This is a genomic window from Paenibacillus swuensis (assembly GCF_001644605.1).
Classification (GTDB): domain Bacteria; phylum Bacillota; class Bacilli; order Paenibacillales; family DY6; genus Paenibacillus_N; species Paenibacillus_N swuensis.
On sequence record NZ_CP011388.1, the window covers coordinates 2,645,989 to 2,661,922 of the forward strand.

Below are 15,934 nucleotides of genomic sequence, written 5' to 3' on the forward strand. Positions count from 1 at the left end.
CTCTGACACATGAGTAGTGGTACTGCTTTTATTGTAAAGAATTTTTCGATGATAAGCTATATAGAACCCCGTTACGGAAACGCGGATAGACCGTGGGAAAAAGTGGTATAATCATGGGACTGCGGATTGACGGAGACAACATTACGTGATAAAATTCGTTTAACTTTACTTTGGTAGTATGGTAGCGCACTAAAGCGTTCTGGGAATATAGATTAATGAAGTGATATGTTTTTGATGCAAAAAAGGGAATTAAAATTATAGATAGGAACAGAGGTGGATCGCGTGTCAAAACCGAAAGTATTTGAGAAACCGACCGGTGTGAAGGATTATTTACCCGATGCCGTCGGCAAGCTTCGCGCCATTGAGCGCAGTGTGCTGGATTGTATGGAAGGTTGGGGGTATCGGCAGATTATGACCCCGTCCATGGAGTATTACGATACGGTTGGCGTGGCCAGTTCAACTTCCGATAAGAAGTTGTTCAAGTTACTCAACAATCGCGGCACGACACTGGTGCTTCGTTCAGATATGACGGCGCCCATCGCGCGCGTAGTTTCCTCAATGCTGAAGGAGGAGACCTTCCCCATTCGATTATCCTATCACTCCAACGTATTTAGGGCTTTCGAAGAGGAAGCGGGTCGGGAAGCTGAATTTTATCAAACCGGCGTGGAGCTGGTAGGTGACGCGAGTCCCGAGGCTGACGCGGAAGTCGTGGCCTTATCCATTGCCTCTTTGAAAGCGGCGGGTGTGGATTCTTTCAAAATCGCGATGGGCCATGTCGGTTTCTTGAACGGTCTGTTCGAAGAAACGCTGGACGGCCGTCCGGAGGATCAGCTTGCCTTGAAAGGCTACTTGCTAAACCGCGATTATGTCGGTTACCGGTTGTTGATTTCTGAATTGGATCTAACCGACGCGGTGCGTAAAGAGCTGGAGGGAATATTGCGGTTGCGCGGGGGACTTGAAGTTTGCGAGCAGGCGTTAAACCTAAGTCCGAATCCGCAAGCGGAGGCTTCTATCCGCCATCTGTGCCAGGTCTGGGAAGTACTTCAGGATTACGGAGTATGCGACGATGTTTCCATCGATTTAACGATGATTGGCGACTTCTCTTACTATACAGGCATGACATTCGAAGGCTATGCCGCGGATCTGGGATTTCCGGTAGTTAGCGGAGGCCGCTATGATAACTTGCTTCAACAATTCGGACGTCCCGCTCCGGCCACCGGTTTTGCCTTGAAGACGACTCGAATCCTTGAAGTTTCAACCCGGGGCGGGGAACAGGAGAAGCGCGCTCGCGTTCTGGTATTGTATCGAACCGAAGAGCGAAGGGAAGCGTTGGAGTTTGCCGCGTATGCCCGCGAGAAAGTGAATGTGATGGTCGAGACGAGGCGTATTGTGGGCGATGACGCCGCATGCGAACAGGAGAAGGCGCGTTATACAGCCGAAGGCGGCTATCAGGAAGTCGTGCTGATCGGCGCGTTGAAAGGGGAGCGGGTGTGATGCAAGAGCTGTTAAAGGTCGCGATGCCCAAGGGGCGTATCTATAAACAAGCTTGTAACTTATTGCGCGAAGCCGGGTTGCCCATTCCGGATGATTTCGACGAGTCGCGTAAGCTGATTATTCCGGTGCCGGAGGCGGGCATGCAATTTATTATGGCGAAACCGGTGGACGTGCCGACTTATGTGGAATATGGTGTGGCGGATATTGGCATCGTCGGCAAAGATGTGCTGATGGAAGAAAACAAGGATGTCTATGAGCTTCTGGATTTAGGAATCGCGCGTTGTCGGATGTCTGTCATCGGACTGCCGGACTGGAAACCTGTCATTCACCCGCGCGTAGCGACGAAGTACCCGAGCGTGGCTTCCCAATATTTCCGGGAACGCGGACAGCAGGTCGATGTGATTAAGCTGAACGGCTCCATTGAGTTGGCTCCCTTAATCGGATTGGCCGATCGGATCGTGGATATGGTGGAAACCGGGGCTACGCTCAGGGAGAACGGCTTGGTTGAAATGGAAGAGATCTTCACCATTACAAGCCGCCTGATTGCGAACCGGGTAAGCTACCGGATGAAGAATGAAGCGATTCAACAGCTGTGTGATTTGCTGCAGCCTATCATCGCGCCTGTAGGGAAGCGGTAAGGCCGGCAAGATATTAGGACAGATCGGGGGACCAACAGAACATGCGCATCATGAGAGCAAGCGAGTTTCAAATACAGAGAGACGCCGAACAAGGCACACAGGAGCAAAATGAGGCCGTACGGGACATTATCAGCGAGGTGAAGCGGGACGGCGATGACGCGCTCAGACGGCTGTCGGCGAAGTTCGACGGCGTAAGCGTGGATCAGTTCCTTGTAACGGATGCGGAGGTGGAGGCGGCATACGCGAAGGTCGATGAAGCGTTCCTGAGCGCGTTGCGCGAAGCCGCTGTTAATATTCGCCTGTTTCACGAGAAACAGCGGCGAACGTCCTGGATGGACCTGCAGCCGGACGGCACGCTGCTGGGTCAGATCATGCGGCCCCTAAAGCGCGTAGGCGTTTACGTGCCCGGCGGCAAAGCGGCTTACCCGTCGTCCGTGCTCATGAACGCGATCCCCGCCATCGTTGCCGGTGTGCCGGAGATCGTCATGGTCACCCCGCCGGCTACGGGCGGCAAAGCGGGCATCGACCCGTACATCCTTGTAGCCGCCGCGGAAGCGGGCGTCAAGGAGATCTACCGGGTCGGCGGCGCGCAGGCGGTCGCTGCGCTGGCTTACGGCACGGCGTCAATTCCGCGCGTGGACAAGATCTTCGGCCCCGGCAACATCTACGTTGCCCTGGCCAAGAGGCACGTGTACGGCGTCGTCGACATCGACTCCTTCGCCGGCCCGAGCGAGATCGCGATCCTGGCCGACGAGTCGGCCGACCCGGCGTACGCCGCGGCCGACCTGCTGTCGCAGGCCGAACATGACGAGATGGCATCCGCCATCCTCGTCACGCCTTCGGCCGAGCTGGCTGAAGCTGTCGCGCTCGAGGTCGAGCGACAGCTGGCATCGCTTCCGCGCCGCGACATCGCGCGCAAGTCGATCGACAGCTTCGGCGCGGTGCTGACGGTGGAATCGATGCCGGAGGGCATCGATGTCATCAACCGTCTCGCGCCGGAGCATTTGGAGCTGATGGTGCGGGATCCGCTCGGCATGCTGGGCAAGATCGAGAATGCCGGCGCCATCTTCCTGGGCGACTACAGTTCGGAGCCGGTCGGGGACTATTGGGCGGGACCGAATCATATTATCCCGACCAACGGGACGGCGCGATTTTCCTCGCCGGTTAATGTTGATGATTTCATGAAGAAGTCGTCCATGATCTATTACAGTAAAGAAGCGTTGCTTCAGAACGGCCATAAAATTATGACTTTAGCGCGGCACGAAGGCTTGGAGGCGCATGCCCGGGCCATCGAGATCCGTTTGGAGAAAGAGGGGAAACAAGGATGACAGAACAGGAACAGCGCAACTACAGCGCGGGACGCGCATCAAGCATCACCCGGACAACGAATGAAACGGACATCACGCTGGCCTTTGGTGTGGACGGCACAGGGAAAGCGGAGATTGAAACGGATGTCCCTTTTCTGAATCACATGCTGGATTTGTTTACGAAACATGGCCAATTCGACCTGAAGGTGGACGCCAAAGGCGATGTGGATATCGATGATCATCATACGGTTGAAGATATCGGCATTTGTCTGGGACAGACGTTGCGCGAGGCGCTTGGCGATAAGAAAGGAATTAAACGCTATGCTTCCGTTTTCGTTCCGATGGATGAGGCGTTGGCGCAGGTGGTTATAGATATATCGAACCGCCCCCATTTTGAATACCGGGCACAATATCCCTCTTCGCAAGTAGGAAGCTTTTCCACCGAGCTGGTTCATGAGTTTCTGTGGAAGCTGGCGCTGGAAGCCCGCATTACGCTGCATGTCATCGTGCATTACGGACAGAACACGCATCATATGATTGAAGCGGTGTTTAAGGCGCTGGGCCGCGCACTGGACGAAGCAACAACGATTGATCCGCGAGTGCAAGGAGTGCCTTCCACGAAAGGAGTGCTGTAATGATCGCGATTATCGATTACGGCATGGGCAATCTTCATAGTGTCAGTAAAGCGGTTGAGCGGCTGGGTTTTGCGTACAAAGTGACAGCGGAGGAGTCGGAGCTGCTGGCGGCGGACGGTGTGATTTTGCCGGGGGTTGGAGCGTTTGGCGATGCCATGGTGAATTTGCGGGAAACCGGATTGGATGAATCGGTGCGCAAAGTGGCTGAAGCGGGAATTCCATTACTGGGCATCTGTCTGGGCATGCAGCTCTTGTTTGAGCGAAGCGAGGAGTACGGGGATCACGAGGGGTTGTCCCTGTTGCCTGGACGCGTAGTCCGGTTTCAAGGAGATTACAAGGTGCCGCATATGGGATGGAACCGTTTGGAAGCCCGTTCGGAGCATCCATTGCTAAGGGGCTTGGATCAGGGGCATGTCTACTTCGTGCATTCCTATCATGTGGTTGCGGACAAGGCGGCGGACGTTCTCGCAGTAACCGATTATTATCAAAAAGTAACCGCGGTTGTCGGCCGGGAGCAAGTATACGGCATGCAATTTCATCCTGAAAAAAGCGGTGAAGTCGGCATGAAGCTGCTTGAGAATTTCCTTCGGCTGACGGTGCGGCAAGTTCAATAGATCTATGTATTCGATGCAAAATATAGGGGGAGCGTCACTCATGCCATCATCATTCATCATCTATCCGGCAATCGATATTCGCGGAGGCAAAGCCGTCCGTCTCGTGCAAGGCGATTACAATCAGGAAACCGTTTATAATGACGATCCCCGGGAAGCGGCTGCGGAGTGGGAAGCGGGCGGTGCTTCATGGATTCATCTGGTGGATCTCGACGGGGCCAAGGCGGGACATCCGGTAAACGACGCGTTGGTCGGCGAAATTGCCCGCAGTGTTAAAGTGCCTGTGCAGATCGGCGGCGGGCTGCGGACTCAAACGGATATTGAGCGTCTGTTGTCGCTGGGGGTGTCCCGGGTGATTCTGGGTACGGCTGCCATTGAAGACCGCGTTTTTGTGCAAAAAGTGCTCCAAGAATACGGCGACCGCATCGCCATCGGTCTGGATGCCCGTGACGGGTATGTGGCCACGCGCGGTTGGCTGGAAACGTCCCAGGTAAAAGCGGAAGATTTAGCGGTGGAGCTTGCGGAACACGGGGCGCGCACCTTTATCTTCACCGATATTTCCCGTGACGGCATGATGGGCGGGCCTAATGTGGAAGCGATTGTTTCCCTGGCCAAGGTATCCGGACAAACCGTCATCGCTTCAGGCGGCGTAAGCCAATTCTCCGATTTGGAACGTTTGGCGGAGCATGCGGGTCAAGGCATCGGCGGCGCCATTGTCGGCAAGGCGCTGTACACGGGCAGCATTGATTTGGCCCAAGCGGTACGCGAGCTAGAGCGGTAGGAGGGGGAAAGCGGATGTTGGCGAAGCGAATTATCCCTTGTCTGGATGTAAAAGACGGACGCGTAGTTAAGGGCGTTAACTTTGTGAATCTCAGAGACGCCGGAGATCCGGTGGAACTGGCTTCCCTGTATGATCAGGAAGGCGCGGATGAGCTGGTGTTTCTGGATATTTCCGCTTCGGTGGAAGGACGCGCGACGATGATTGAAGTGGTCAGGCGTACGGCAGGCGAAATCACCATTCCCTTTACGGTGGGCGGCGGAATCGGTCACGTCGACGACATGAAACGGATTCTGCGCGCGGGCGCGGACAAAATCGGCATCAACACAGCGGCGCTCCGCAACCCCGAGCTGGTGAGTGAAGGCGCGCGTAAATTCGGCTCGCAGTGCATTGTGGTAGCCATTGACGCCAAGTTCAACGAAGCTTGGGGCGAATGGGAGGTCTACACGCACGGAGGACGCAACGCCACGGGCATCAAAGCTCTGGCTTGGGTGAAGCAAGCGGAGGAGCTTGGCGCGGGTGAGATTCTGCTGACTTCCATGGATGCGGACGGCACGAAGGACGGGTTCGATGTGCGGTTGACCCGCGCGGTGTCCGATCTGGTTTCCATTCCGGTCATCGCTTCGGGCGGAGCGGGACGTGTGGAACATTTTGACCAAATCTTTAAAGAGGGACTTGCGGATGCGGGGCTTGCGGCTACGATCTTTCACTATAAAGAGATGACGATTGGCGAAGTGAAGGCCGATTTGAGAAGTAAAGGAGTTGAAGTGCGATGAAGGTGGATGGAATGGGCTTGTCTGCGGAGTTGAAGTGGGATGCGCACGGACTAATGCCGGCGATTGTCCAGGATGCGGCCAGCAAGGAAGTATTGATGCTTGCCTACATGAACGAAGAATCGCTAAAGCTCTCTGTGGAGAGCGGAGAAACCTGGTTTTGGAGCCGATCTCGCAAAGCATTGTGGCATAAAGGCGCAACGAGCGGGAATACACAGCATATACTGTCTATGAAATATGACTGTGATGCGGACACCCTTCTGGTGCTGGTGGAGCCTCAAGGTCCCGCTTGTCATACCGGAAAGTACACTTGCTTTAATGAAGAAGTGGCGTTGGCGGGTGCTGGAGAAGGACTGGATGCTCAGAAAACTTCCGGAATTGCTGATGGGGGTATGACTGCGTTATCAGGGCAGGGACGTTTTGAGATTCTTGGGGAGTTGGAGCGCCTTATTGCGGAACGGGAAGCGGAGCGTCCTGAAGGAGCTTATACGACTTATCTGTTCGACAAAGGTGTGGACAAGATTCTGAAAAAAGTTGGGGAAGAAGCGGCTGAAGTCATTATCGCGGCCAAAAATCGGGACAAAGACGAGCTCCGCTACGAGGCGAGTGATCTGATCTATCACTTATTGGTTTTGCTGCGCGAGCAGAAGCTGCCTTTGGACGATGTGCTCAGGGAACTTGGTAACCGTCACAACAAAGTCAAACCGGAAAGCCAGGAGTCCTGAGATGCTGATCGATTATCACACCCATCATGCGCGTTGCGGGCATGCGGTCGGAACCTTGGAGGAGTACGTGAAGCGCGGCATTGAGCTCGGTTTCAGCCAATTGGGGCTGTCCGACCACATGCCGCTGCTTCACGTTAACCCGGATACCTATTATCCCGAGATGGCGATGGCTATGGACGAGCTTCCGCGGTATTTTGAAGAGTGTGTCGTGTTGAAGGAGAAGTATAAAGATCAGATTGATATCCGCATCGGTATGGAAGGCGATTATATCGAGGGGTATGAAGAGGAAATCTCCCGGTTGATTGAAGCTTATCCTTGGGATTATGTGATCGGTTCGGTGCATTTTCTTGGGGAATGGGATATTACAGATTTTCGGCAAACGTCAGGGTGGGACGGCAAGAATCATGACGCCGTTTACGAGCAATACTATGATGCGGTGATAAAAGCCGCCCGTACGGGATTTTACGATTTCATCGGTCATATTGATGTCATTAAGCGGTTTGGTTTCAAGCCGGACGGGGATGTTACTTCGCTGGAGAATGCGGCGTTGGACGCCGTGAAAGCCTCAGGTATGGCGATTGAGCTTAATGCATCAGGACTGCGTACGCCTGCCGCGGAGATGTTTCCCGGCCGGCGGATGCTGCAATATGCGTATGATTCCGGGATTCCCGTCACCATTGGGTCCGATGCGCATCAGCCCGAGCGTCTTGGCCAATATTTGGATGATGCGCGTGCCCTCCTTAGAGAAATCGGTTATACACAACTGACAGGTTTTCGACAAAGACGAAAGTTTTGTGTCGATTTTTGAATTATTGTAAAAACGATGTATAATAGAATTACAATCTCTTTAGGAGGGTTTTTAAGTTGAACGACAAGATACGCATTTTTTCCGGTTCCTCAAACCCGGAGTTGGTCGACCGCATCTGTAAGGAGCTGGGCCAACCCGTCGGCAGAATCAAGCTTTCCCGGTTCAAGAGCGGAGAGATTTATGTCCACTACGAAGAATCCATTCGGAATTGCGACGTGTTCCTGGTGCAATCGTTCTCGCACCCCATTAATGAAGCTCTTGTAGAACTGATGGTTATGATTGATGCGGCTAAGCGGGCATCGGCAAGAACTGTAAATATTGTTGTTCCTTATTACGGATATGCCAGACAAGAGCGTAAAGCGGCTCCGCGTGAACCGATTTCCGCGAAGATGGTGGCGGATGTGCTGACAACGGTTGGCGCAACCCGTGTAATTACACTGGATTTGCACGCTCCTGCTATTCAAGGATTCTTCAACATTCCGGTGGATCACCTGACGGCATTGGATCTGATCAGTGATTACCTGAAAGCGAAGAATATTCCTAACCCGATCGTGGTATCTCCGGATGCGGGCCGCGCGGCTACGGCCGAGAAGCTGGCTAACTACCTGGATTCCCCGTTCGCGATTATGATCAAGAAACGCCCGGCGCATAACGAATCTACAATCACGCATGTTATCGGTGACGTAGAAGGCCAAACGCCGATTATTATCGAAGATTTAATTGATACGGGCACGACGATCGTTAACGTTGTGGAAGGCTTGAAAGAGCGCGGCGCTAATGATGTATATGTCTGTGCAACTCATCCGGTGTTCTCCGGCCCGGCGCTGCAACGTCTGGATCACCCGAGCATCAAGGAAGTGGTTGTGACGGATTCAATCGCGTTACCGCGGGACTGCTCCGATCGCTTCAAGGTTATCTCCATCGCTCATTTGTTAGCGGATGCGATTCAGATTATTTTGCAGGGCGGATCAATCTCCACATTGTTTAAGAACAACGGCGGTTTGTAAGCTATCCACATATGAATTTAACAGGACAGGACAGGTACCCTTGGGTGCCTGTTTTTTTGTTTCTTTGATGAGTGGGCAGCTTAGTTGGCAAAGTATAAGTTTCAAGAAACCAATTCTATATTAAATTCATTGATTTCTAATGCTAACGATGTTAACGAAGTTTAACGAATCATGGTATCACTATGGGGCCCAAATGAGCCGCTTTAGAGATGTAACGAATTCTCACAGCTTTAAAGCTGTCATCTGGTGTATTTACCGGAGGAATAGGAGTTGTAAAGTTATGAGGATTCGTTATAATGGCGCAGACCTCTAAAAAAAGGCAATTAGTGTTAAGAGGATTCGTTAGCACAGTTGGAATGTTGGAAATAATTCCAGCTGGCGAAATGGTAGTGATAACGCGACAAATGATGCAGCTCCCTACTCGCAAAGACTCAATAGCAGCGATAACGCTACAAATGCCGGTGCGCAATCCGCAAATCGACTGCCCCGCCGGTCATAGTAGCGAAATCGCTACAAATGGAGCCGTGCGCGGCTCCCACAGCCAGAATAGTAGCGATAACGCTACAAATGCCGGTGCGCAATCCGAAAATCGACTGCCCCGCCGGTCATAGTAGCGAAATCGCTACAAAAGGAGCAGGGCGCGGCTCCCACAGCCAGAATAGTAGCGATAACGCTACAAATGCCGGTGCGCATTCCGAAAATTGACTGCCCCGAAGGAGATAGTAGCGAAATCGCTACAAATGGAGCCGTGCGCGGCTCCCAGAGCCAGAATAGTAGCGATAACGCTACAAATGCCGGCACATGACACCCGCGCCAAGCACGGAACCGCTCAGCTGAAGCAACGGTTTATCTCCAGCACTGAAACCTTTCTACCTTTATCGACGTCAGAGGCATTGAACAAGGGTTGAGCGTCAAGAATCCTTGCCATACTAACTTAGACTCGAAGGGAGAAATCAATGATGAATAAACAAAAATTATTAATTCTAGTAACAAGCGTAGGCTTGCTTAGCACAACGGCTGTGGTGGGTGCGAACGGGCTTTTGGAAAAGGTGAAAGGGATCGTAAGGAATGATATCGTCGTATCTATAGACGGAACAGACACTGCGCTCCATCCTGTATACATTAACGGCAAAGCTTATCTCCCGGCTCGCGACACAGCTGCGGCTTTAGGCTACGGCTTGAGCTACAACATCAAAGATAAAGAAATTCAGATTCAAGGCAACGGCGACGGCCAAGAGGAGGCGGCCTTGATGCAGACGCAAGGGGTAATCGCAAGCGTAACACCGATTGACCAATACGTGCGCATCGAGGTTCTCGGTCACGGACCGAACAGTTGGATCATGCTTAATGTGGACAAGGAGACGGTACTGACTTCTCGCAGCGGTCAAGCGGTTACAGCCAAGGACCTCAAAGCAGGTATGCATGTATACGCGAAATACGGCCCTGTAATGGCCATGAGCTACCCGGGACAATCCCATGCCGTAAGTGTTGAGGTTATGGAAGAACGCCTGATTAAAGAGCAAGCAATCTTTACGGTGAAGAAAGGCGATGACGGTTGGCAAATTCAGTTCGGCGAACTCAAGGACGGGGTCGAAGTGCCTAGCCTGACGTTGAATGCGGGGAAAGAAACAATGCTCATCTCGGCGGAAGGGCAACCGGTCGAGTGGTCGCAGCTGAAGCCGGGCACGAAAGTCCGCGCCTACTACGGTCCGATCATGACTAAGAGCATTCCGCCGCAAAGCCCGGCACACGTCATTGTGGTGTTGGAAGAACAATTGGATGCCGCAAGCGTGAAAGAGTACAGAGACCTGGGATGGAAGCACGTGCCGGATGCGGAGAAGAAGCACCTGATTACCAAGAAAGAGGAAGCGCAAGTTAGCATCTTTCCTGCCAAAGGCGCTGGTATCATGACTTATACGGAACAGCAGAAGAAGCTTTTAGCTGAAATTGTGGCGAAGAACGGCAATCTGGTATCTGTAAATTACACAACGGATCAGGATGCTCTGCTCGGACCGTTAATGGTTGTGTTCGACGCCGAAACGAAGGAACATATCGGATTTTTCGTAAGAAAATAACCAACATAAACACGAGTAACATGTTTCGTCAAAAGCCAAGCTTGGTCCCTGGATTCGGGGTCAGGGCTTGGCTTTCTTTTGGGCGGAGAGGGTGAAGAAGAGTTTAGGTATTAGGTCGGAACTGTGGTATACTCTCCTTAATTACAACCTATAAGAATTTACCGGAGGTGCCTTATGATCAAAGAAACAAAGCTTATGGCCAAAGCTCCCAAGCCTAAAGTGATTTCCGTGCGGATGGATGCCGCGTTCTTCTTCGAGCGTGCCGTTCAGTCGATGGATCGGTTTCATTACGATAAGGCATTAAAGTATTTTCGGCGCGCAGCCGAGTATGAGCCGGACAATCCGGTGAATCACTGCAATACTGCGGGAATTCTGTCGGAGCTGGGTAACTATGAGGAATCCAATCGCATCCTGAAGCAAGTGCTGGAAGAGATCGATCCGGAGATGACGGAATGTTATTTCTACATGGCCAACAATTACGCCAACATGGAGAATTTCGAATCGGCGGAGCGGGAACTAATTCGATATCTGGAACAAGATGCCGAAGGCCATTACCTGGAAGAAGCCGAAGAGATGATGGAATTTCTGAGCACTGAAATGGAAAGACCCGCTAAGCAGGTAACGATCAAGAGCAGAGAAGGACTGAATGAACACGATAAGGCGCGCTCCCTCCTGGAAGAAGGGAAGTTTGCCGAAGCGGTTCGTGTCCTGGAGCAATTGATCAGTAAGCATCCGGAATTTATGGCTGCCCGAAATAATCTGGCATTAGCCTATTACTATATGGGGTACTTCGACAAGTCTACGGAAACCATTCATCAGGTGCTGGAGATGGAACCCGGGAACCTGCATGCGTTATGCAACATGGCGATCTTCTATCAAAATTTGGAGAAGCACGAACCCCTGCAGGAATTAGTCGAGGTGTTGAAGAAAACCTACCCGTTTCATCAGGAACATGTGTTCAAGTTGGCTACCACGATGGGGATTCTGGGCGAGCATGAGACAGCTTACCGGCATTTCCGCCGTCTGTTGAAGGACTCGGAGGCTTTCGCCGATCCAAGCCTGCACCACTACACAGCGGTGGCCGCTTGCAATATCGGCCGTTTCGACGATGCCGCAAGGCATTGGATGCAAACGCAGAAGCTGGACTCGGGGTCTGAAATTCCGCGTTTTTTCATGAGCCAGTTGAACGAGATTCGCAAGGATCCTTCCAAGCGGCCATTGAACTATCACTATCATCTGCCTTTCGAAGAGCAGTTTCAGTTGCTTGAGAAATCTTCCAAAGACGGCATTCCGGATCACATGAAGCGGGACCCTCTTGTGCGATCTTCGTTTTTCTGGGCGCTCCGCCACGGTGATCACGAGACGAAGCTCCAGGTCATTCAGGCGCTTGGCATGCTGGCGGACAGCGAAGTGAAGGACGCGTTGCGCGCTTTTATTCTGGAACCGGACGAGGATGAATATTTAAAAAAGGTGGCCATCTTTGTGTTGCGTACGATCGGACTGAAAGAGCCTATACACGCTCACCTTGAAGGCAAGCCGACCGTAGTTCACGCCATGACGTTCTCGCCTAATCTGCCGGTCTGGGAAGAGCAGTGGCAATCCGTTATGGAATTGGCGTTAACGAAGATGGACCGCCGTTATGACATGGTCCAACAGCACGATCTGCAAACGCTGTGGGTGGAGTATCTGTCCCGCGTCTATCCGAACGCGCCCAAGATTGTGAAGATGGAGGGCTGGGCAGCCGCGCTGGAATACCTGACAGCGAAGATGCACCGCCGCACCATCTCTTATCATGAGGTGGCGAGTCTGTACGGCGCTTCCATCACTACCATCAGTAAATATGTGAAGCTAATCGACGAGGCTTGCGGTATTCGGGAGAAGATGGAGGCCATTTTTCACAAATTTAATGAAAAGCTTTGATTGTTAGCATGCTATATTAAGGTAAAATGATTTTAGTGAAAATGAAGCCTTGCTTCTTTTAAATATTTGTAGGAGGTCAATTCTATATGTCTACTAAGTACAAAACCATCGTCATCGGTACCGGTCCTGCGGGGCTGACAGCCGCAATCTATCTGGCGCGCGCCAACCTCAATCCTCTCATCATTGAAGGTCCTGAGCCGGGCGGACAGTTAACGACAACAACGGATGTGGAAAATTTCCCAGGCTTTCCCGACGGTATTATGGGACCGGAGCTTATGGCCAACATGCGCAAGCAAGCGGAGCGCTTCGGAGCTGAGTTCAAGACGGGCTGGGTCAATAAAGCGAACTTGTCTCAACGTCCTTTCAAACTGCAAGTTGAAGGCATGGGCGAGCTTGAAGCGGAAACAGTCATTATCTCCACAGGCGCTTCCGCTAAATATTTGGGCATCACGAATGAACGCGAGAACGTGGGCCGAGGCGTGAGCACTTGCGCCACATGCGACGGTTTTTTCTTCCGCAACAAGAAGATTATCGTTGTCGGCGGCGGCGATTCCGCCATGGAGGAAGCCAACTTCCTGACTCGCTTTGCTTCGGAAGTTCGACTGGTTCACAGACGCGACGAACTTCGCGCCTCCAAGATCATGCAAGACCGCGCTCGCGAGAACGAGAAGGTTGCATGGAGCCTGAACCGCACGCCGCTTGAGGTTGTTGCCGGGGAGCGCGGTGTTACAGCGCTGAAGGTAAAGAACAACGAGACCGGAGAAGAAGAGCTGTTTGAGACGGACGGCATTTTCGTAGCCATCGGCCATACGCCGAATACGAAATTTCTTGAAGGCCAGGTGACCACCGATGAGACGGGCTACATCTTGGTAAAGCCGGGCACAACAGAGACGAACATCCCGGGTGTTTTCGCTTGCGGCGATGTGCAGGATCAGAAGTACCGCCAAGCGATTACAGCAGCGGGCAGCGGTTGTATGGCCGCCCTGGACTGCGAGAAGTTTCTGGAAGGAAACATCGTTCACGACTGGAGCGTTTCCCTATAATGAACAGGACGCCAGCCGCCTAGTCGGTTGGCGTTTTCTATTCAGCTATAAGAAAGCATAAGTTTAGGCCGGGACACCGTTTCACCTTTGCGTAAGTGATATGCCGGGGGCAGTTGTTCTTGACCTGTAACGGGGGTTAGCTTATAGTGGGAACAGTGTTATTATTCTAAACCTAACTATAGAGGTGACTTAACGAATGTCAGATCACATTTACATTGGCGCGGACATTGGCGGAACCGCCATTAAGGTAGGCATATGCGATGAGAACGGCACATTGCTGCACTCATATGAAGGGCCTACAGGTACGGAGGACGGCCAGGACGCGATCCTTGAGAACATCGCGGCTTATGTCCGCAAAATTGTAGAAGATTCACCGTTCGCATGGGAACAGGTTGCGGGTGTAGGGATCGGAATCGCGGGTTTTATGGATATTCCGACCGGGTTCATGAAGACTTCACCGAACCTTCCGCTTCGGAACGTTCCCATTAAGCAGATTCTCGAAGAGAAGCTGGGCAAGCTCGTGAAGATTAACAATGACGCCAATGTGGCGGCTTTGGGCGAAGCTTGGAGCGGCGCGGGTGCTGGCATTCCGAATGTCGTATGCTATACGCTGGGAACAGGCGTAGGCGGAGGCATCATCATCCATGGTAAAATATATGAAGGCTTTAACGGCATGGGCGGCGAGCTTGGCCATATGTCCATCGTTCCTGATCTGGAAGCCATTCAATGCGGCTGCGGCAAGATGGGTTGCCTGGAGACGGTATCCTCCGCAACGGGTATTGTGAGAATGGCTAAAGATGCTGTGGAGCGCGGCGACCGTACTTCGCTGTCCCACATTGACAATATCACCGCGAAGGATGTATTCGACGCGGCCAAGGCGGGCGATGAAGTCGCGAATCGTATTATTTCCCGAGCGGCATTCTACCTGGGGAAATCGATGGCGGCCATTGCTGTTGTCGTAAATCCGCAACGTTTCATTATCGGAGGCGGTCTGTCCAAAGCAGGAGAATTCCTCTTCGAGCAGATCCGTGAGGTATTCCGTAAGTTCACACCGGAGACGGCGCAGGAAGGCGTGGAGATTCTTCCGGCCATTCTTGGGAACGACGCGGGTGTAGTCGGAGCCGCCGGCCTGATTACACGATCATAATCGACTTACTGTAACGAGGAAAGTGGTAATACGATTCTCGTCAAACAACCGTAATAGATCATAAGGAGGGTATCCGCGTGGAAGATACCGTTTCATTAGGGAAACTGGTCATTATTACAGGCATGTCGGGAGCCGGCAAGACCATTGCGGTGCAAAGCATGGAAGACCTCGGTTATTTCTGCGTGGATAATCTTCCGCCCGTTCTGATCCCCAAGTTTGCCGAGTTAATCGAGCAATCCAAGGGTAAGATCGGCAAAGTGGCGTTGGTTATTGACTTACGCGGGCGTGAGTTCTTCACTGCATTGTCGGAGTCTCTGACGTTTATTCGGGAAAACTATACGCTAAGCTACGAAATTCTGTTTCTGGATGCAACGGATTCCGTCCTGGTTCAGCGTTACAAGGAAAGCAGGAGGTTGCATCCGCTTGCGGTCGGAGGACTTCCGCTGGAGGGCATACACGCCGAACGCCGCCTGTTGGAAGAACTCAAAGGCATGGCGACGCAGATCATTGACACGGGAAGTCTGAAGCCTGTCCAGTTGAAGGAGAAGATCGCGTCCAGATTTAAAGAATCCGATAAACGCGGAATCTCCGTTAACATTACTTCATTCGGTTTTAAGTACGGAGTCCCGATCGACGCGGATCTGATTTTTGATGTTCGTTTCTTGCCCAACCCGCATTACATCGACACCTTGAGACCTCACACCGGCATGGATCAGGATGTTTACGATTATGTCATGAAATGGCCTGAAACGAATGTATTCCTAACGAAATTGCTGGATATGCTGCACTTTCTTATCCCGCAATATGAGAAGGAAGGCAAGAGCCAAGTCGTCATCGGGATCGGCTGCACGGGCGGCAAGCACCGTTCTGTTGCCCTTGCCGAATTTCTGGGCAAGACGCTTGGGGCCAGCGAGACTGAAAATATCCGGGTCGGCCATAGAGATTATGAGCGGGATCGGCATTAAGAAGGTGA

15 protein-coding genes are annotated in these 15,934 nt (G+C 52.4%); all 15 read left to right on the plus strand.

The genetic code is table 11. The features are described 5' to 3' along the window. The first annotated feature begins 282 nt into the window (after positions 1–282). The 15 genes from SY83_RS11705 to rapZ all read left to right on the plus strand — a co-directional run bounded on the left by SY83_RS11705 (position 283) and on the right by rapZ (position 15,926). Positions 283–1,494, plus strand: coding sequence for an ATP phosphoribosyltransferase regulatory subunit (locus tag SY83_RS11705; RefSeq protein ID WP_068606682.1), 1,212 nt, complete (start codon positions 283–285; stop codon positions 1,492–1,494). After that, positions 1,494–2,132, plus strand: coding sequence for an ATP phosphoribosyltransferase (hisG, locus tag SY83_RS11710; protein WP_068606684.1), 639 nt, complete (start codon positions 1,494–1,496; stop codon positions 2,130–2,132). Before SY83_RS11705 ends, hisG begins: the two co-directional genes overlap by 1 nt. 41 nt (positions 2,133–2,173) lie before the next feature. Further along, positions 2,174–3,460, plus strand: coding sequence for a histidinol dehydrogenase (gene hisD, locus SY83_RS11715; RefSeq protein ID WP_068606686.1), 1,287 nt, complete (start codon positions 2,174–2,176; stop codon positions 3,458–3,460). Further along, a complete protein-coding gene (hisB, locus tag SY83_RS11720; protein ID WP_068606688.1) occupies positions 3,457–4,074 on the plus strand; it encodes an imidazoleglycerol-phosphate dehydratase HisB in 618 nt (205 codons plus the stop codon). The genes hisD and hisB overlap by 4 nt, the downstream gene beginning before the upstream one ends. Continuing rightward, positions 4,074–4,688: an imidazole glycerol phosphate synthase subunit HisH gene (hisH, locus tag SY83_RS11725; protein WP_068606690.1), complete on the plus strand. Its 615-nt coding sequence runs from the start codon at positions 4,074–4,076 to the stop codon at positions 4,686–4,688. Before hisB ends, hisH begins: the two co-directional genes overlap by 1 nt. Positions 4,689–4,728: 40 nt before the next feature. Beyond that, positions 4,729–5,466, plus strand: a complete 738-nt coding sequence (gene hisA / locus SY83_RS11730) for a 1-(5-phosphoribosyl)-5-[(5-phosphoribosylamino)methylideneamino]imidazole-4-carboxamide isomerase (RefSeq protein WP_068606692.1) — start codon at positions 4,729–4,731, stop codon at positions 5,464–5,466. Positions 5,467–5,480: 14 nt separating this feature from the next. Continuing rightward, positions 5,481–6,239 carry an imidazole glycerol phosphate synthase subunit HisF gene (gene hisF / locus SY83_RS11735; protein ID WP_068606694.1) on the plus strand — a complete coding sequence of 253 codons (759 nt, stop codon included), beginning with the start codon at positions 5,481–5,483 and terminating at the stop codon, positions 6,237–6,239. Beyond that, positions 6,236–6,961: a bifunctional phosphoribosyl-AMP cyclohydrolase/phosphoribosyl-ATP diphosphatase HisIE gene (hisIE, locus tag SY83_RS11740; protein ID WP_068606696.1), complete on the plus strand. Its 726-nt coding sequence runs from the start codon at positions 6,236–6,238 to the stop codon at positions 6,959–6,961. Before hisF ends, hisIE begins: the two co-directional genes overlap by 4 nt. Position 6,962: 1 nt before the next feature. Further along, the gene (gene hisJ, locus SY83_RS11745; RefSeq protein WP_068606698.1) at positions 6,963–7,769 is read left to right on the plus strand and encodes a histidinol-phosphatase HisJ; all 807 of its coding nucleotides are present in this window, start codon (positions 6,963–6,965) and stop codon (positions 7,767–7,769) included. A gap of 56 nt (positions 7,770–7,825) precedes the next feature. Then, positions 7,826–8,776 (plus strand): ribose-phosphate diphosphokinase, encoded by a 951-nt coding sequence (locus SY83_RS11750; protein ID WP_068606700.1) that lies wholly within the window; start codon positions 7,826–7,828, stop codon positions 8,774–8,776. A 959-nt stretch (positions 8,777–9,735) separates the two neighbouring features. After that, the gene (locus SY83_RS11760; protein WP_068606704.1) at positions 9,736–10,851 is read left to right on the plus strand and encodes a hypothetical protein; all 1,116 of its coding nucleotides are present in this window, start codon (positions 9,736–9,738) and stop codon (positions 10,849–10,851) included. A gap of 177 nt (positions 10,852–11,028) precedes the next feature. Then, the gene (locus SY83_RS11765; RefSeq protein WP_068611061.1) at positions 11,029–12,771 is read left to right on the plus strand and encodes a tetratricopeptide repeat protein; all 1,743 of its coding nucleotides are present in this window, start codon (positions 11,029–11,031) and stop codon (positions 12,769–12,771) included. Positions 12,772–12,857: 86 nt separating this feature from the next. Then, positions 12,858–13,814 carry a thioredoxin-disulfide reductase gene (gene trxB / locus SY83_RS11770; RefSeq protein WP_068606706.1) on the plus strand — a complete coding sequence of 319 codons (957 nt, stop codon included), beginning with the start codon at positions 12,858–12,860 and terminating at the stop codon, positions 13,812–13,814. A 196-nt stretch (positions 13,815–14,010) separates the two neighbouring features. Further along, the gene (locus SY83_RS11775; RefSeq protein WP_068606708.1) at positions 14,011–14,961 is read left to right on the plus strand and encodes an ROK family glucokinase; all 951 of its coding nucleotides are present in this window, start codon (positions 14,011–14,013) and stop codon (positions 14,959–14,961) included. A gap of 77 nt (positions 14,962–15,038) precedes the next feature. After that, positions 15,039–15,926, plus strand: coding sequence for an RNase adapter RapZ (gene rapZ, locus SY83_RS11780; RefSeq protein ID WP_068606709.1), 888 nt, complete (start codon positions 15,039–15,041; stop codon positions 15,924–15,926). Positions 15,927–15,934: the final 8 nt, after the last annotated feature.